The sequence below is a fragment of the Caballeronia sp. INML2 genome, assembly GCF_023631365.1.
Lineage (GTDB): Bacteria > Pseudomonadota > Gammaproteobacteria > Burkholderiales > Burkholderiaceae > Caballeronia > Caballeronia turbans.
Genome location: NZ_JALQDH010000049.1, coordinates 284,114 through 301,425, shown reverse-complemented (window position 1 = coordinate 301,425; position 17,312 = coordinate 284,114). Strand labels below are relative to the sequence as shown.

Genomic DNA, 17,312 nt, shown 5'->3' with positions numbered 1-17,312 from the left:
GCGTGTGTAATCAGCGATACCGTCGTCGAGTGCGCATCGCGCGAGTGCGATGCGACAAACGCATGAAATTCAACCAGGCTGCTTCGAGCCGATTCCGAACGAGCAAGCAAAATGGACTTCAACGATGTCATGCTGGAACGCAATGCCGACTTCGCAAACACCGCGTTCGCCCCTGAACTGAAGATGATGCCGTCGACGGGGACGGTCGTCGTCGGCTGCGTCGATCCTCGCGTCGATCCCGCTAGCGTGCTCGGCCTGAAGCAGGGTGAGGCGGCCGTCATTCGCAACGTCGGTGGCCGGATCAACAAGCCGTTGCTGGAAACGCTGGCGGTGCTGAGCGTCGTAGCGAAAGCAGCAGGACGCCCCGATGGTGCGCGCAATCTCGTCCTGCTTCAGCACACGGATTGCGGGATCATCGGCTGCCACAAGCATGCACCCGCGTTGCTCGCGAGGCATCTTGGTGTCGACACGGACACGCTTGATGAACTCGCCATCACCGAACCATACGAGGCAGTGGCGCTCGACGTCGCAGCACTCCGGGCGAACAACAACCTTCCCGATGACCTGATCGTGTCGGGACTGGTTTACGACGTCAGAACGGGCCTCGTCGAGACCGTCGTTCCTCCCGCGCCTTTACGGGAAGCTGCAGGCTGAGACCGGCTGGCGGAAAGGACCGGCAGCGTGTCGGGTCTTTCCTGAATGACTGCCGCTGTCGCACATGACGGAGAGCCGCGGTCCGCTTCGAAAAACGTTTGGACAGCGGCGCAAGCGCGAATGAATTTCAGCTGGCTCAGACGTCGCTCATCAAGACTGCGGAAACGCAAGGTCGCGTCATGCTTGTTGCGCTCGGGACGCTGCCTACAAGTCCGCATGGCGGCAGCGGGCCTTGCGAAGCCCGCATGATCCGCGAGCTTCGCACCACCTCTTTCCGACGACGCGTTAATTCGCCGGCTCGAGCAAGCCGAGCATCGTCGGTTCCAGTCGCCAGTCCGGCGTGTGCAAGAGCGGCCATGCACCCGGCGAATCCGGCGAGTTGAAGTAGACGATGGCCGTGAGCGCCGGCATGTGCGGCAGCACGTCGCGCAAGGCCGTCAGTACCGCATGCTGGCGCTCGGGCGTGCCTTCCACGCCCAGTTCCGCGACGATCACCGGCAAGCCGTACTTCTGAACGCGCGCGTACTTCTCTTGCAGGATCGCCCGCGCCGATGGTGCGCCTTCCTTCGCACCCAGCGCGCACGTCGGGCAATCGAAGACCGACAGGCCCACTTCGTCGGCATAGCCGCGTCCCGGAAAATACGCGGGCAACGACGTATCGCCGCGCGGCGACCAGACGAAACTCAGGAGCTTCGAGCCAGCGCGGCAGCGGTCGACGAAATGCCGGTAAGCGGCGATATAACCCGCTGGATCGTTCGCGGCCCACGGATAGCGGCCGGTCGCGGTTTCCATTTCCTGTGCCCAGCGCACCTGCACGTGCGATTCGAGCGAGCGCAGCGCGCTGCACACGCCGTCGATCTCCGCGTCGTAGGCGCCGAGCGTCACGTCGCGCAGAAGCGTATGCGAATTGCGCGATGGGGCCGTCCACGGTTCGACCGTCACCATCAGGCTGCGCTTGCGCAGGCTCGCGTAGTTGCCGGCTTCGCGGATCGCAGCGGGCGCGCCGGGGTCGGACCAGGACACGAAGATATGCTCGACGTCGAGCGTATCGGCGAGTGCATAGGCGTGGTCCGGATCGTAAGCGCCGATCTTCGGCGGCTTTGCGGCTACCGCGGGCGTGATCGCTTCGCTGCGCCACATCAGCGCTTCGACGCCCTGACCGAGCCGCAGATAGCCGCCCGCGAGCAATACGAGCGCTGCCGTGATGAACAGGCCGCGCCGCGCCAGCGGACCTTCGGCGAAGAGCAGTCCGAGCGTCGATCTGCGATGCCCGCTTTCGCGCGCATGCGCCACCACGATCACGATCGCGATGCCAAGGTACACGAAGGCGTTGAGTATCGACATCACGTAAAAGCCGCGAGCGTTGTCGGCATCATCGACGAGCAGGACCGGCAGCGCGCAGATCAGCACGAGCCAGAGATAGGGCGCAACGACGCGCATGGGCGCGACCGGATCGGCGGCCGCGGTCTTCGGCGTCACGCGAAACGCGAACTCGCGTCCTCGCACGCAGTCGAGCGCCGCCGACACGACGCCGAGCAGCGACCAGGGCCAGCGCGCGAATAGAAACGCAAGCCCTTCCCACGACACGACCTTCGCGCTGTGCGGGCGCAGACAGCCCGTGGTTTTCACCCAGGCCATCAGCAACAGAATACTCGCCGTCACCGGAACCGCGTGCAGCAGGTAATCCGTGTAGGGCACGTCCGCCCAGACGCGATGCGTGAGGAGCGCGATGACCGGCATCGCGACACTCGCCGCCATCGTCAGCGAAAAGAGCGGATACCAGAGCTGCGCGAACAGAAACTGCCCCTTCAAGCGCAGCGGCAGGCGGCCGAAGTACCTCGACGTATAGCGGAACAGAAGTACCGCGAGGCTCTTCGACCACTGGAACTCCTGCGTGACCATGTCCGCGAACGTGCGGGGACCGTCGCCGCTCGCGATTGCGTCGAGTGCGTGCACGCCGTTCCAGCCGTGAGCGTTCATCATCAGCGTGGTCGAGTGGTCCTCCGCGAGTTCCGGGCCGAGACCGCCGATATCCCGCAGCGCGCGCGTGCGCACGGCATAGTGCGAGCCGATGCAAAGCGGCGCCAGCCCGCCGTTATGCCCCGCCTGCAGTGCGCCGTGCAGCGCCGCTTCCGCGTGCAGCCGGCCGCGCGCCGCCCAGCTTTCGGGCGCGTTGCTGTCGCAGATGCTCGGCGCCGACACATAACCGACGTTCGGATCGGAGAACGGACGCAGCATCGCTTCGAGGTAGCCCGGCTGCGGCACGTGGTCCGCGTCGAGCTGCGCGACGAAATCATAGTTCGCATAGCCGAAGTGGTCGTAGAAGTAGGCGAGATTGCCCTCCTTGCAGCGCGTGCGCCGGGGCCACGACGCATTGTGGTAATCGGCCACGTCCTTGCGCGTCGAGAGATGCACGCCGTGGCGCGCGCACCAGTCGATCGTCTCGTCGGAGGGATCTTCATCGGCGAGCCAGGTGTCGTGCGGATAGGACTGCGCAAGCATGGCGAGCAGCGTCGTCTGCACGATCGCGAAGGGTTCCGACGGCGCCTTCGTCACCACCATCGCCACACGAAGACCTGCGGGAACCGCCCGCGCGCGATTCGGCACGCGGGCGCGCGAGAACACCAGCACGAAGTAGCCTGGGATGACCGTGGTCCAGAAGAGCACCGCGCAGTTCACCGGGTAGCGAAATGCATCGACGTTGTGTTGCGGCTGCAGCCACCACGCCCAGAACCCGAGGAGGCTCAGCAGCCAGCATGCCGCCAGCACGGTGAAAGAGATGCGTTGCCTTCCGGACAGCAAGGGCACGAGGTAGGGCGCGGCGAGATTCGGCGTGTCCGCCTCGCTCGCCGGGCGGCCACGCTCCGCCTCCAGTTGCTCGGGACGGGTGACCGGCGTGCTCATACGGCCTCGCTTGCTTCGACAGCGACAAGAACGTCCCCGCGCGCTTCGTGATGCGCAGGTTTTGCCGGCACGACGAACGGAGCAGGCGTGCGCCGGGCGCGCCGTTCGGTGGCGGGCGCGCGTCGCCTGCTCACGGACTTGCGCCCGATGCGCACGTACTGACGAAAGCCGCTCTCGCGCACGGCGTCTTCATCGAACAGATTGCGCAGGTCGACCATCACCGGGTCGGCCATATAGTCGGCCAGCTCGCCCAGATCGCACTCGGTGAAGTCTTTCCAGTCCGTCAGGATCACGAGCGCGTCCGCGCTGCGCGCCGCGCCGACCGGCGTCGCCGCCACGCCGATGTTCGGCAGCATGCGCGCGGCTTCGACCGGGCGGGACGGATCGTACGCACGAACCTTCGCGCCGCGCTCTTCGAGCATCTGGATGAGGCCAACGCTCGGGCTTTCGCGCATGTCGTCCGTCTGGCCCTTGAAGGTGAGGCCGAACACGGCGAGCCGCTTGCCCGCGACCGAACCGCCGCACGCCGCTTCGATCTTGTCGAACATGACCGTCTTGCGGCGCGAGTTCGCTTCGATCGCTGCCTCGACGATGCGCATCGGCACGATATGTTCGGACGCTGTCGCCTTGAGCGCGCGCGTGTCCTTCGGGAAGCACGAGCCGCCCCAGCCCGGACCGGCCTTCAGAAACGCCGCGCCGATACGCCGGTCCAGACCGATGCCCGCCGCGACGCGATCGACGTCCGCGCCGACGACCTCGCACAGATCCGCGATCTCGTTGATGTAGCTGATCTTCACGGCGAGGAACGCGTTGGCCGCGTATTTGATGACCTCGGCTGTTTCGATTTCGGTGGCGAGCACTTCATAGCCGTTCTGCGCGAGCGGCGCGTAGATGCGGCGCATGATGGCGGCGGCGGCTTCGCTGTCGGTGCCGAACACGACGCGATCCGGATGCATGAAGTCCTCGATCGCCGAGCCTTCACGCAGGAACTCGGGGTTGGACGCGACCGCGAACGATTGTCCCGGCGCGAGGCAGCGCTCGGCCACGCGCTGCACTTCGCGATTCGTGCCGACGGGCACCGTCGACTTGGTCACGAGCACCGTGAACTGGTCGATGTTCGGCGCGACTTGCTCGGCCACCGCCATCACATAGCTCAGGTCCGCGCGGTCCGTGCCCGGATGCGAGGGCGTGCCGACCGCGATGAACACCGCTTCGCGCCCCTTCACGCTCGCCGCTAGGTCGAGGCTGAAGCGAAGGTTGCCGCGCTCGGCGTTGCGGCCGACGAGTTCGTCGAGGCCCGGTTCGTAGATCGGAATGCGGCCGTTGTTCAATGCATCGATCTTGGACGGATCGTTGTCGATGCAGATCACGTCATGTCCCAGTTCGGCCAGGCACGCGCCACTCACAAGTCCGACGTAGCCGGTCCCCACGATTGCAATACGTACGCTCATTTTGTTGCTCCCCGGTTCGATTGATCGATTGCTTCTGGTCTGTGTTGGTCTTCTTCTGCCCGTTGTGCGTCGCGCGTTCAGGCGGCGACCGGGCTATCTGTTTCGATGAACCATTTCGCCGCTGTTTCGACCATCGGTCCGATGTCCGTGTACTGCGGCTTCCATCCGAGCACGCGCTGCGCTTTGTCCGCCTGCGCCCAGAGCGCGGGCGGGTCGCCCGCACGGCGCGGCGCGTGCATCGCGTTCACGGGCTTGCCGGTTGCGGCGTGCACCGCGTCGAGCAATTCGAGCACCGATGTGCCGCGTCCCGTCGCAAGGTTGAATGCGCCGCTGTCGCCGCCTTTGAGCAGGTGAGCCATCGCGCGCAGATGGGCATCCGCGAGATCGTTGACGTGCACGTAGTCGCGCACGGCGGAGCCATCGGGCGTCGGGTAGTCGGTGCCCATCACCTTGAAGGCGGGAGCCGTGCCGAGCGCGGCGCCGATCGCGAGCGGAATCGCGTGCGTTTCCGGATCGTGACGCTCGCCGAGCTCGCCTTCGGGATCGGCGCCCGCCGCGTTGAAGTAGCGCAGTGCGATCCAGCGCAGGCCGTATGCGTGTTCATAGTCGGCGGCCATGCGTTCCGTGATGAGCTTCGTGAAGCCATACGGGTTCACCGGTTGTTGCGGCGTGTCCTCGGTGATGGGCAACACGGCGGGAATGCCGTAGGTCGCGCAACTCGACGACAGCACGATGCGCGATACATCGTGACGGCGCATCGCGTCGAGCAGCGATTGCGTGCCGCCGACATTCACGCGGTAATAGCTCGCCGGGTGCTGCATCGACACGCCCACATAGGCGAGCGCGGCGAAGTGAATCACGATGTCCGGGTGATGCGTCTCGAATGCGGCGTCGAGCGCATCGGCATCGAGCAGATCGCCGATACACAGCGGGCCCCACTTGACCGCGTCCGCGTGACCTGTCGAGAGATTGTCGAAAACGATGGGCGTATGACCTGCACGCGCCAGCATCTTGCACGTATGGCTGCCGATATACCCGGCGCCGCCGGTAACGAGTGCTTTCATGATCAGCATTCCTCCGCGAGCGGCGTGAGCCAGAGCTCGGCGCTGAAGTAGGCAATCGTCGACGAGAGTCCTTCGCGCAGCGGAATCTGCGGCTTCCAGCCGAGCAGCGATTGCGCGATGCCGATATCGGGACGGCGTTGCTTCGGATCGTCCACAGGAAGCGGTTTGTTCGTGAGCGTCGACGAAGTGCCCGTGATGCCGATCACCAGCTCCGCCAGTTCGCGCATCGTGAATTCGCCGGGATTGCCGAGATTGACCGGACCTTGCGGCGCTTCGGGTGCGCGCATGATGCGGAAGAATCCTTCGACGAGGTCGTCGACGAAACAGAACGAACGCGTTTGCGAACCGTCGCCATAGATCTCGAGCGGATCGCCGCGCAGTGCCTGCACGACGAAGTTCGAGACGACGCGTCCGTCCTGAGGGTCCATGCGCGGACCGTAGGTATTGAAGATGCGCGCGACACGCACGTCGGTGCCGTACATGCGGCGATAGTCGAAGCACAGCGTTTCGGCGGCGCGCTTGCCTTCGTCATAGCATGCGCGCGGACCGACCGGATTCACCTTCCCGCGATACGACTCCACTTGCGGATGCACTTCCGGGTCGCCATACACTTCGCTCGTCGATGCCTGAAAGACGCGTGCGCCGGTATCGTAGGCGAGATCGAGGCAGTTCTTCATGCCCATCACGTTGGTGAGCATCGTGTGGACGGGATCGACCTGATAGGTCGGCGGCGAGGCGGGGCAGGCCAGGTTCCAGATCTCCGACACGTCGATCTGCGGCAACGACACGGAGATATCGGCTTCGATCAACGTGAAGTGGGGCGATGCTCGCAAGTGCGCCACATTGGCGCGTCGGCCCGTCATGAAATTATCGACACAGACCACCTGCTTTCCTTCCCGCACGAGGCGGTCGCACACGTGACTGCCCAGGAATCCCGCGCCCCCCGTTACCATTACAAATGGCCGGTCGTTCGTTTTACTAATTAATGTATTAGTCATTGTGGTCTTTTGATTTTTGATTTCTTGTTCAGGTATTCGGTCCATCTAAACGATGACCATCGACCGCTTTCCCTGTCTTCGGTTTGCTCATGCCGCAGACGAATATTCGACGTACAAATGTGGGGCCTCTGTTGTGCCACGCACAAATTGCCGCTGTTTGAATGACGAAAACGTTTGGCGGAAAAAAATTCTTGGCAAACGTTTGCGTTTCCGCCCGGGAAATGCGATCTAAAACGCGCTGCCCCGACCTGGCAGCCGGATCAGTTGCAACTGGATTCTGTCGAAGGCAATCCGCTACGAGATTTCCCGGAATGGGCGTCGGCACGACGATGAGGGAACCGGCGCACGAGCACGTCGATAACGCAGGCCGTGCGTCCCCAGGGCGCTACCGTCCGGACGCATGCGTTGACCACGCCACGCGTCACACTTCACTGCGCTTCAGGAGGTAATCCAGACCGCCAGCCCGGTACCATCGGTACCCGTACGGTTCCAGCACGACGGTGTGATGTCCTTTCGAATTGCCCTGGCTGTGATCGTCCGAGAGCAAGTTGACGAGCATGGCGTTCTCGCCGGCTCCTGAGCCGACCCGGAACTTCACCGTGCACGCGGCCGGGCTGAAGTTGTGCAAGCAGACCACTGAGTTGTTGCGCCAGTCGTACCGCAGCGCGAGCACATCTTCACGCGAGGCCGGCAGAATCGCGAAATCGCCCCAACTGATTTCAGGCACTTCCTTGCGCATGCGAAGCATGCGTTCGGTCCAGTTCAACAGCGAGTTCGGATCCCGACGTTGGCTCGCGACATTCACGCGTTCATACCCGTACGGTCCGTCCGAGATGACCGGACAGACCGGGCGCGGATGCTTCGTGAAGCCGGCGTGCGGCTCGCTCGACCATTGCATCGGCGTGCGCACGCTTTCGCGATCGGGAAGACGCAGATCGTCGCCCATGCCGATTTCATCGCCGTAACGCACGACGGGCGTTCCCGGCAACGTCAACATCAGGCTGTACGCGAGCTCTAGCCGGCGCCGGTCGCCATCGAGCATGGGCGCGAGACGCCGACGAATGCCGCGTTCGTAGAGCTGCATGGCCGGATCGGGGCCGAACGCAGCGAAAACGGCTTCACCCTCCTGACGTGACAGCCGGCCGAGATCGAGCTCGTCATGGTTTCGCAGAAACACGCCCCACTGAGCCGCTGCCGCGCGCGATTTCGTCGACTCGAGCGCATTCTTCAGAGGGCCGGTATCCGCGGTCGCGAGCGCATAGAACGTGTTCTGATTCACCTGGAAGTTGAACATCATTTGCAGCCGCTCGCCGGCGTCGCCGAAGTACTGCATGTCCGTGTCGGGCAGCACGTTCGCCTCCGCGAGAATGATCGCGTCGCCTTGGCGCCATTGCAGAAACTCGCGAAACGTACGCAGCATGTCGTACTGTTCGACGGGCCTCTTCACCTGCGCTCCCTTCGTGGCGATGACGAATGGCACGGCGTCCATGCGAAACCCCGAGACGCCGAGCTGGATCCAGAACCCCATGATCTTGAGCAACTCCGCCTGCACATAGGGGTTGGCGGTGTTGAGATCGGGCTGGAACTCGTAGAAGCGATGGAAATACCACATGGCCGCTTCCTTGTCATAGGTCCACGTCGACCTTTGCACGCCGGGAAAGACCACGCCGTCTTTCGCGTGCGCCGGCCGCTTCTTCGACCAGACATACCAGTCGCGATACTTCGACTCCGGGTCGCGCCGTGCGTCCCTGAACCACGGATGCTGGTCCGACGTGTGATTCACGACGAGATCGATCATTACACGCAGGCCGCGTTGACGGCATGCGTGTGTGAACTCTGTGAAGTCGCCAAGCGAGCCGTAGCGCGGATCGACGTTGTAGTAGTCGGTGATGTCATAGCCATTGTCGCGACCCGGCGATGGCTGGAACGGCATCAGCCAGATGGTGGTGATGCCGAGCCCCTGCAGATAGTCGAGCCGCCGCAGCAGGCCCTGGAAGTCGCCGACGCCATCCGCGTTCGCGTCCATGAACGTACCGACCGACAAGCAGTAGATGATCGCGTTCTTGTACCAGAGGTCGTTGACCATATGCTTTGCAGGAGGTCCGGTTCGTGGTCGGATGGCTCGCGCTGGCGACTCGCGCGGCAGGGCATGTCCGAGTGTAATGGCCATCGTTCAGACCCGGCAACTCGATACAACCCTCGGCATTCACGTGTGCATGGGCGGCGCCGGGATAACGGCTCGCGATGGTCCGCGGCCTTCTTGTTCTGACGCGATCTCGAACTATCCGACAGCCGAAACGGTATCCCGATCGCGCACGATCCAGTCGCTGAAGAGCTTGACCTTCGGTTGATGCGCAACGCGTCGTAGAGGAAGTTGCCCGCATGGACCGGGCTCGTCGAATCGCCCGCGATGATGCAGTCGCGTCGACAGGGCGCTCAACGCCTCGCGCGCGTCGCCGACGATAGCCACGTCCGGATGAACGTCGCGCATGACCTGGTGTGCGTCGATGTCGATGCGGATGAGTTGTCCGGCGACCGCGAATCGGCGCCGGCGGCGGGGGCGAAATCATTCTCGACGCGGCTGCGTCGCGACGACAATCGAAAAGATTTCATGAGGCGCATTACCTTCCTGCATGAGCGGGAAGTCACGCCTGGGCAAGAGCGATGGGGAGGATGGCACGTCGACGACTGTCGTGCCTTCGAATGGATGCGTGGTCGCTCGACGCGTACGCCTCGCGCCTGGAGCATCTGCGGGTGACGCACGCCCGAAGCGGTCCGCAAGCCGGTGGGACTTCGCGGTCGTTGCTCCACTATGAGTCGCGTAGAACAGGCGACTCGAGCCGCAGTTCGGAATAGAACCCGGGGCAGGTCAAGGTGAGGATGCGATCCGTGCTAGGCACATTGCAATTCGTTTCCCTTGGGAAGGCCGAGCATCGTGGCTGGCGAGCCTGACGGAGGCGCCTGTTCGCGGGTCGTTGTGCCAAGAAGATCAAGCAGGACGGTCAAGCGATGACGATCGCGGGCCGATAGTCCTGGAAGCACGAGAAGTTTTTCTGTCTGGGCTGCCCAGTATTCACGGCGGATCAGCGTCGGTCGACAAATCAACGTATTGATCGACCGTTCAAGCTGCTTAATGTCGCTTTCAAGATTCACACTCATCTCCTTCTGCCGGGCACCCCGCGCATCGATGCGGACTTGCTTCTGCGATCACACGTCGCGGAGTGTGACGTTCAGACATGCCGTTCACGGCGGGCCTCAAAGTCCAGTCTTGCGCAAACGTTAGCTTCTCCGCGTGCTGTTACCACTTGTAGCTTGTTGGGGATAACGGCATCCGCTCAACGGGACTTGATGGGGGTTTACGCGTATTTCCGACACGGATGATCCGCGCGTCCAAGAGCAGTCTGTAGGTCGGCTAACACCGCCCCGTGGCTCCAAGGTCCGATGCAAAACCTCTGTCTGCGCCCCGGGTTCGCGTTGCCAGGCTTCCGTGTCCGAGCGTCGAGAAGCTTGGCAGGACCGGCCTTGACCGCTTCCCCATAACGCTTCTCGACCAAATGCTCCGGCTAGCCCGAGGAGAATCGAAACCGGCGAATCATCGACGCGCTTTTTTGACGTGCGCCAACGCACCATGATGATGCTGCAGGCGAACTTCCATGTCTTCGTCGGGTGCACCTTCGCGCACGTGCGACAATCGAATACCCCAGCTCCGGTGTGATCGGCGATACCGCAGCCAATATCGATCACTTCGACCAATACGCGGGGCGCGTCTTGCCGAAGCCGCACAGAACTCTGGCCACCCCTTCTGATATTTGAAAGGAAAAAGGAGAGCACCGATGCCGAGCGTTGAACGAGCGCGACCGGCCACGCTTATCGACTCTGTATGGCGCATGCTGCTTCGCACGGGATATCAGCTCGCTCGCGTGTGGTGGCACCTTCGACGGCCTCACCATGAAGGCGCGCTCGTGGCGATCTACGTCGGACGAACGCTCTTGCTCGTGAAGTCATCGTATAGGCCCGAATGGAATTTGCCCGGCGGCAGTGTGAGCGCTGGTGAGACGCCTTATGAGGCAGCATTGCGCGAACTGGACGAGGAGATCGGCTTCTCGTCACACGCGCTGATTCCGGCGGGCAGCGCCTGCGGTGTCTGGGATGGACGAAGAGACACCGTGCATTTCTTCGAACTGCACCTCGATTCCATGCCCGAACTACGGCTCGATAACCGTGAGATCATCGATGTGCATTTCGCATCGCCCGAGGAACTACGCGGCATCGCTCTGACGGAGGCGGCCGCTGCATATTGCTTCGCATGAGAATTCGAAAGATCGGCAAACGCGTGAGGCTTGCAATCAGCAATGACCATAACGGATCTCGACATCGAACGTTGCGTGCTGGATCTGCTCGGCCGGCGCGCTGAAACAAGCTCGATTTGTCCATCGGACGTTGCGCGCACGCTTCTTTGCGATGAAGAGGAATGGCGCGCACTCATGCCCTCGGTACGGAAAGTGGCTGCACATCTGGCTTGTGACGGAAGAATCGTCATCGCACAAGGCCGGGCGACGCTGAACCCCGAACTGACTATTCGTGGTCCGATTCGTTTGCGGCGTGGACCGACATTCGCCGCATCGGAATAGCGTTACGCGTCGCCCGACGCGGCGATTAACCGTCCAACGGAAATATTCGGCACGCACGGTCTAATTCGTCTCATTCCTGCCAGATATGGCAATCCCGACCAGACGGAACGCACATTGCTAGGCAAGACAACGGACATTACCTTCCGGTTCCGTTTAAGCAGAGGCAAGCATGACCGACTTCGAAACCATCTATATCGGCAGCGAAGAGCCGGATTCGCTCGACGCACGCATGTTATGCGATGAACGCTCGGCCTACCTCGCGGCGATGACGGGGAAGAGCGCACAGCAGAGCATTGCATATGGCGACCTGCGGAGCATCCGCGCCCGTTTCGTGCTGGCGAGAAACTCGATGGGCGAAGCGATGGGATGCGGAGCGATCCGACGGCAAAGCTACAACGTCGCCGAAGTGAGGCTTTTATATGTTCGTCTGCAATATCGCGGTCTCGAAGCGACCTTGCTGTCACATCTCGAAGGACAAGCACGCTTGCTGGGCTATCACGTGCTGCGGCTCTGCGTTACGCCGGCCGAGCGGGGTGCATCGCGGGCCTGCGAAGCTCGTGGGTACCGTCGCATGTCGGTCGAGCCCGGCAATCGTTCGGCGGACAGGTCTGTGTGGTTCGAAAAAGCACTGGGCGACTTCGATACCGCTATCACGCCCGCCGCAACAGGACTGTCATCCCGCTGAATTGCAACGAACCTTGAATGAAGCGCGAACAGCTTTCGCGATGATCGAATCAACAGAATCGCAGGGCTAACGACACCAAAGGTGGTGTGATGGCCAACGGCATGGCGGACCTCTTCCGGCGCCTGACCACAGGCGTCCATGTAATCGGCGTCGCGCACGGCAATCTGCGAAATGCGTTCACTGCGAGTTCGGTCTCAATGGTCTCCTATCGCCCGCTGCTCGTCGCGCTCAGCATCAATCCGGAACACGCGTCCTATGCGATTCTGAAGAGCGGGCGGGTCTTCTCGATCAATGTGCTGCGAGCGGACCAGCAGGCATCGGCCGAGCACTTCGGAACGCAATCGGGCCGCGCGGTCGACAAACTATCGTCGGTGCAGTGGCGTGCAGGTCGTACGGGGGCGCCGCTATTGCCCGACGCGCTTGCTTATTTCGACTGTCAGACGGTCACCGACATCGAGGCCGGCGATCATCGCCTGGTGGTGGGCCAGGTCGTCGACGGCGCGGTGCTCGATCCGGATGGGCAGCCGTTGCTCTACGCAGCGACTGGAAACCTGGACGGGAGTGCCGATCTGTACCCGACGGATTTCCGCGGACTGGAACAGGTTCGATGCCGGCCTTGAAAGGCCGAGTCCGGTGAAAGATTCATGGCGAGCGTTGCATGTCCCGCTGAAACTGCTGGCGCGTTGGCCTAATATAGCGCCCGATGAGCCGGTCTCCGTGAGCGGCATTGGCGCGGGCAGAAGCGAGAAAAACGGCGCCCGTATGTCCTTCGAAAGGTCCGGTTGATAAATTTCTGGCTCGAACTACTTCTGCGGCCCCGAATATGAGTCGACAAAACCCACTGCCCGATGCAGAGCCGATGCACACCGTGCCCACGACGTCGAGTCCGGGCTACGCGAAAGCCAATCCGATCACGCGGGCGTTCGACGCGTTCGCGAGTGCCGTCACGCGATGGGCGGGCTCGCCTGTGGCATTCGGGCTCGCCGTCATCTCGGTCGTGATATGGCTCGTGTCCGGACCGATGTTTCGCTTTTCCGAAGGCTGGCAATTGGTCATCAATACAGGCACGACGATCGTCACGTTCCTGATGGTCTTTCTCATTCAGCAGAGCGCAAACAAGGACAGCGTCGCGCTTCATCTGAAGCTCAACGAGTTGCTGGCGTCCCATCGCCTGGCGAGCAATCAGTTGATCGGCATTGAAGACGCGACCGAGGACGAGTTGCGCAAGCTCGCCGCCGCCTATCTGAAACTCGCATCGGAAGGCGACGGAGGCCCTCTGAACATCGCGGATGACGACGGGGCGGCCGCCGAAATCGCGCGGCGGCTCGCGAGGGCGCAAGACAAGACTGCGGGCAGGCGCACAGCCTGAATCGGTCACTCGCTTTCGAGAACGGCAGACGGAAACGCATTCACGCCGAGGATCTCCTCTGCCGGGAGCGGCCGACTCAGAAAATAGCCTTGCACGAAGTCGCAACGCGCCTCGAGCAACGCGTCGAGTTGCGTGACGTGCTCGACGCCCTCGGCGATGACACGCACGCCCAGACCGTGCGATATGTCGATCATCCCGCGCACGATCATCTCGATGGAGTCGTCGGTCGCCATGCGCCCGATAAACGACCGGTCGAGCTTCAGCATGTCGGGCGCGAAGTCGGCAAGGTAGCGCAGGCTCGAATAACCGGTGCCGAAATCGTCGATCGCCACGCCCACGCCGAGTCGCCTGAGCGCTCTGAGCGTCTCCTGCGCGAGCGCGGGATCGTCCATTAGCGCGCTTTCGGTGATTTCGATGTGCAGGCTGGAAGGCGACACGTCATGACGGCTCAACGCGTCGTGGATGACATCGACGATGCGGCGGCCGCCGAACTGCCGCGCAGACACGTTGATCGAGACACCGAGCGGCGTGGCCGTCTTTTGCCGCCATCGGGCGAGCTGGCTCAGCGCCTGTTCGATGACCCAATCGCCGACCGGAACGATGAAGCCGCTCTCCTCCAGAATCGGGATGAACGCGCCTGGAGGAATCAGGCCTCGCGTCGGGTGACGCCAGCGTATGAGCGCCTCGACGCTATGAACGCCGAGCGAGCGGGCGTCGTAAATCGGCTGATAGTGAAGGACGAACTGGTTTTCTGCGAGCGCCGCAGGCAGGTCCCGTTCGAGTTCGAATTCGACGATGCGCTTCATGGCGTCTTTCGCGGCGAAGCAAAAGCCGTTGCGTCCGGCCTTTTTCGCGGCGTACATGGCGATGTCGGCACTCGTCAGCAGCGCTTCGTGATCCACGCCGTCGTCCGGAAACACGGAAACGCCGATCGATGCCGTCACACACGCGCCGCTGCGGCTCGCCTGTCCGCTTTCGGCTATTCCCCGCAGCACGGCCTCTACCTCGCGCGACAGAGCGTCCTTGTCGGCCGGGGCGGCGACGAGCGCCGCGAACTCGTCGCCTCCCAGACGGGCGACATAGGCATCTGGCGGCAGCACAGCCTTGATGGTGTGACCGACCTCCCGCAGCAGCCGGTCTGCAGCGGTGTGGCCGAGGGTATCGTTGAGCACCTTGAAGCGGTCCAGGTCGATGAACATCAGCCCGAACGGCAGCCCGGCAGCGCATAGCGCCTCGATGCGACGCACGAGCGCGCAGCGGTTCGCGAGGCCCGTGAGCGCGTCGGAGTAGGCGAGACGGTCGAGCTCGGCCAGATGCTCGTGCTCGACGGTCACGTCCTCGCTGATGCCGACGATATGCGTCACGGCACCCGTTTCGCTGCGCATGGGAAAGCCGGTGCTGCGTATCCAGCGAACCTGCCCGTTCGCGCGTCGAATACGGTACTGGATGCGGCCTTCAGCCGACTCCGCGACGATCCGGTGCATCTCCGCCTGCAACGCGGGAAGGTCTTCCGGCAGGACGAGATCGAGCCAGGCGGCGGGATGGGCGTGAAGCACCGCCGGCTCGATGCCGAACACGGTCCGGGCGCCCGCACTCACATGATGAAAGTAGGTGAAGTCCGCGCTATAGGAGTAGAACACCATGCTGACGTGCGCTTCCATCTCCGACATCAGCTGCTCCTTGGCGCGCAGGTCGATGCTGAGCGTCCGTTCGAGCGTGACATCGGTGGAGGCGCAGAGCAGCGCGAGCACGCGGTGCTTGCGCGCATCCATGATGGGGATGAGGCGCGAATGCCACCATTTCGGCTGTCCCTGCGTCGTCGCGCACGCGCCTGTGAACGCGGTCCGGGCGCCACGCAATGCGCCGTCGAACGCAACACGGGCGGCGCTGGCGTCTTCGCCGGACCAGAAGCCGAGCCAGTTTGCGCCCGCCAGCGCCTCGGGCGACGGGGCCTGCATCAGCTCGGCGCCGAACTCCGAAATGCGCAGCATGTGGCCGTTCACATCGAGGAGCTTCATGCACTCGCGATTGGCGTCGAGCAGCGCGCTCGCGAGGGCGTGCGCGGCGACCGCACGCGCCTCTTCACCTCGCAGGTATCGCCAGCCGAGCGCGAGGACGCCGGCGCCGGCGCCCGCAGCAAGCAACAGCCGCACGCCAGGCGACAGGTCGCCGAGCATCTGAAAGATTATCGACGCGACGCCGCAGCCCGCCATCGCGATGAGCATGAGACCGGGAACGCGCGGCGACACGCCCCGGGCGTGGCGCGCAAGGACGAAAGACAGGAATTGCTGATTCTGCGGGACAGCGCTCGGCGCCGCGGCTCTGTCCGTGGCACTCGCACCGCTCTCATCCGGCATCGGGCGGAATGCGTCGTTCATTCGTGGGACGGGGTCTCTGTAATAGTGCGTCGGTTCGATCGGGCGAACCGCACGGTTCAACGTATCTGCGTTAACGTCAACAACGCCGGAAATCTTGCGGGCTGATCGCCGCGAAATGTTCAGCGTCACGATCGAAGCGGGAAGCAATTACCGACAACGGCGTGCCGATTGGCAGAGGCCCGATGAGTTGCCGGTCTCGTAGTGCATCGAATGACCGCGGCACGATGGTTGCGTCAGCAGCGTGCAAGCTTCGCAATCCGGCGGCGGCGATGCCGCATAACAGGAGAAAGGTCATGGATGATCAGAAAGAGCAAGACCGCATTCGTCGTCGCGCCTATGAGATTTGGGAGCGCGAGGGCTCGCCTGACGGACGCGCCGAGGAATTCTGGCAGCAGGCGATAGCATCCATCGAAGCCGAGGATGCGCAAGGCGCTACGAGCGGCCAGAACACGAACGGTGACGCTGCGCAGGAAGCCGGGGAACAAGCCCGAGCGACCGGACGGTAAACGCCTCTCCTGATTCATCAGAAGAAAAGGCGTGGCGTCGCTTGTTATGGCACACGCTGCTTCGAAAACGCGGCGCCGACAAGGCGGTCCAGTGTTCCGTTTTGGTCTACGGATTGCTGATCCGTTGCGTCGGCCGGTAGTCGCCAACGAGAACGGAGAAGACAGAGTGGACATCCCGAGACAGGTCGTGTCGTTTCTCAGCTCTCGCGGCCTGATGCTCGCGACGGCCGAGTCGTGCACTGCGGGCCTTATCGCTTCGCTGATCTCATCGGTGCCGGGAAGCGGAGCTTGCCTCGATGTTGGCTTCGTGACTTATTCGCCGACTGGCAAGGCGGGCTTCCTCGGCGTACGTGAAGAAACGATGAAGCAGCACGGACTGACAAGCGAGGCGGTCGCGCGAGAAATGGCCGAGGGCGCGCTGGCTCAAGAGGCGTGCTGTGCGGATGTTGCCGTGTCGAATACGGGCGTCGCCGATGCGCCTCCCGGAAACGACGGCCCGCCGGCCGGCACGCAATGCTTTGCCTGGTCTTACAAGCTGCGCGACGGTCGCATCCAGACTTTCAGTGAGACCAAGGTCTTCGAGGGTGAACGCAACGAAGTCCGAAAAGCTGCCGCGCTGTATGCGTTATCGCGCATCGAACACCATTTCAACGAGATGCGGCAAGGCTGAGC

General features: G+C 63.0%; 17 protein-coding genes. 9 read left to right on the top strand and 8 right to left on the bottom strand.

The features are described 5' to 3' along the window. Positions 1–111: 111 nt before the first annotated feature. Positions 112–654 (top strand): carbonic anhydrase, encoded by a 543-nt coding sequence (locus NCT32_RS19195; protein WP_061117965.1) that lies wholly within the window; start codon positions 112–114, stop codon positions 652–654. Between the two features lie 285 nt (positions 655–939). Here the strand turns inward: NCT32_RS19195 and NCT32_RS19190 are convergent, their stop codons facing one another. The 5 genes from NCT32_RS19190 to NCT32_RS19170 all read right to left on the bottom strand — a co-directional run bounded on the left by NCT32_RS19190 (position 940) and on the right by NCT32_RS19170 (position 9,157). Continuing rightward, a complete protein-coding gene (locus NCT32_RS19190) occupies positions 940–3,558 on the bottom strand; it encodes a glycosyltransferase family 2 protein (RefSeq protein ID WP_250490479.1) in 2,619 nt (872 codons plus the stop codon). Next, on the bottom strand, positions 3,555–5,009 hold the full coding sequence (locus NCT32_RS19185) for a UDP-glucose/GDP-mannose dehydrogenase family protein (RefSeq protein ID WP_086960988.1): 1,455 nt from the start codon (positions 5,007–5,009) through the stop codon (positions 3,555–3,557). Before NCT32_RS19185 ends, NCT32_RS19190 begins: the two co-directional genes overlap by 4 nt. Before the next feature lie 77 nt (positions 5,010–5,086). Continuing rightward, complete coding sequence (gene galE / locus NCT32_RS19180; RefSeq protein WP_061118132.1) at positions 5,087–6,073, bottom strand: UDP-glucose 4-epimerase GalE; 987 nt, start codon at positions 6,071–6,073, stop codon at positions 5,087–5,089. A 2-nt stretch (positions 6,074–6,075) separates the two neighbouring features. After that, positions 6,076–7,071, bottom strand: a complete 996-nt coding sequence (locus NCT32_RS19175; RefSeq protein ID WP_061117967.1) for a UDP-glucuronic acid decarboxylase family protein — start codon at positions 7,069–7,071, stop codon at positions 6,076–6,078. A gap of 421 nt (positions 7,072–7,492) precedes the next feature. Then, the gene (locus NCT32_RS19170; RefSeq protein WP_061117968.1) at positions 7,493–9,157 is read right to left on the bottom strand and encodes an alpha-amylase family protein; all 1,665 of its coding nucleotides are present in this window, start codon (positions 9,155–9,157) and stop codon (positions 7,493–7,495) included. 390 nt (positions 9,158–9,547) lie between these two features. Between NCT32_RS19170 and NCT32_RS19165 the strand changes: the two genes are divergently transcribed. Continuing rightward, positions 9,548–9,829 carry a hypothetical protein gene (locus NCT32_RS19165; protein WP_086960990.1) on the top strand — a complete coding sequence of 94 codons (282 nt, stop codon included), beginning with the start codon at positions 9,548–9,550 and terminating at the stop codon, positions 9,827–9,829. Between the two features lie 134 nt (positions 9,830–9,963). Here NCT32_RS19165 and NCT32_RS19160 read toward each other — a convergent pair whose 3' ends face one another. After that, complete coding sequence (locus NCT32_RS19160; protein WP_250477471.1) at positions 9,964–10,224, bottom strand: hypothetical protein; 261 nt, start codon at positions 10,222–10,224, stop codon at positions 9,964–9,966. A 680-nt stretch (positions 10,225–10,904) separates the two neighbouring features. Here NCT32_RS19160 and NCT32_RS19155 point away from each other — a divergent pair. The 5 genes from NCT32_RS19155 to NCT32_RS19135 all read left to right on the top strand — a co-directional run bounded on the left by NCT32_RS19155 (position 10,905) and on the right by NCT32_RS19135 (position 13,756). Continuing rightward, positions 10,905–11,381, top strand: coding sequence for an NUDIX domain-containing protein (locus NCT32_RS19155; RefSeq protein WP_061117970.1), 477 nt, complete (start codon positions 10,905–10,907; stop codon positions 11,379–11,381). Positions 11,382–11,411: 30 nt separating this feature from the next. After that, a complete protein-coding gene (locus NCT32_RS19150) occupies positions 11,412–11,702 on the top strand; it encodes a DUF3253 domain-containing protein (RefSeq protein WP_250477470.1) in 291 nt (96 codons plus the stop codon). 169 nt (positions 11,703–11,871) lie between these two features. Continuing rightward, complete coding sequence (locus tag NCT32_RS19145; RefSeq protein ID WP_061117972.1) at positions 11,872–12,387, top strand: GNAT family N-acetyltransferase; 516 nt, start codon at positions 11,872–11,874, stop codon at positions 12,385–12,387. 89 nt (positions 12,388–12,476) lie between these two features. Then, entirely contained in the window at positions 12,477–13,007 is a 531-nt protein-coding gene (locus tag NCT32_RS19140) for a flavin reductase family protein (RefSeq protein WP_061117973.1), read from the top strand. 239 nt (positions 13,008–13,246) lie between these two features. Further along, positions 13,247–13,756 carry a low affinity iron permease family protein gene (locus tag NCT32_RS19135; RefSeq protein WP_250477469.1) on the top strand — a complete coding sequence of 170 codons (510 nt, stop codon included), beginning with the start codon at positions 13,247–13,249 and terminating at the stop codon, positions 13,754–13,756. A 5-nt stretch (positions 13,757–13,761) separates the two neighbouring features. On the opposite strand, the gene NCT32_RS19130 is transcribed toward NCT32_RS19135, so the two are convergent. Together NCT32_RS19130 and NCT32_RS19125 are read right to left on the bottom strand one after the other, a co-directional pair. Further along, positions 13,762–16,134 (bottom strand): bifunctional diguanylate cyclase/phosphodiesterase, encoded by a 2,373-nt coding sequence (locus tag NCT32_RS19130; RefSeq protein WP_250477468.1) that lies wholly within the window; start codon positions 16,132–16,134, stop codon positions 13,762–13,764. A 76-nt stretch (positions 16,135–16,210) separates the two neighbouring features. Continuing rightward, complete coding sequence (locus tag NCT32_RS19125; protein ID WP_143756325.1) at positions 16,211–16,429, bottom strand: hypothetical protein; 219 nt, start codon at positions 16,427–16,429, stop codon at positions 16,211–16,213. Here NCT32_RS19125 and NCT32_RS19120 point away from each other — a divergent pair. Together NCT32_RS19120 and NCT32_RS19115 are read left to right on the top strand one after the other, a co-directional pair. Continuing rightward, positions 16,428–16,640: a DUF2934 domain-containing protein gene (locus NCT32_RS19120; protein ID WP_086961023.1), complete on the top strand. Its 213-nt coding sequence runs from the start codon at positions 16,428–16,430 to the stop codon at positions 16,638–16,640. The genes NCT32_RS19125 and NCT32_RS19120 overlap by 2 nt on opposite strands. 166 nt (positions 16,641–16,806) lie before the next feature. Further along, positions 16,807–17,310, top strand: a complete 504-nt coding sequence (locus NCT32_RS19115) for a CinA family protein (protein ID WP_061117976.1) — start codon at positions 16,807–16,809, stop codon at positions 17,308–17,310. The last annotated feature ends 2 nt before the right edge of the window (positions 17,311–17,312 follow it).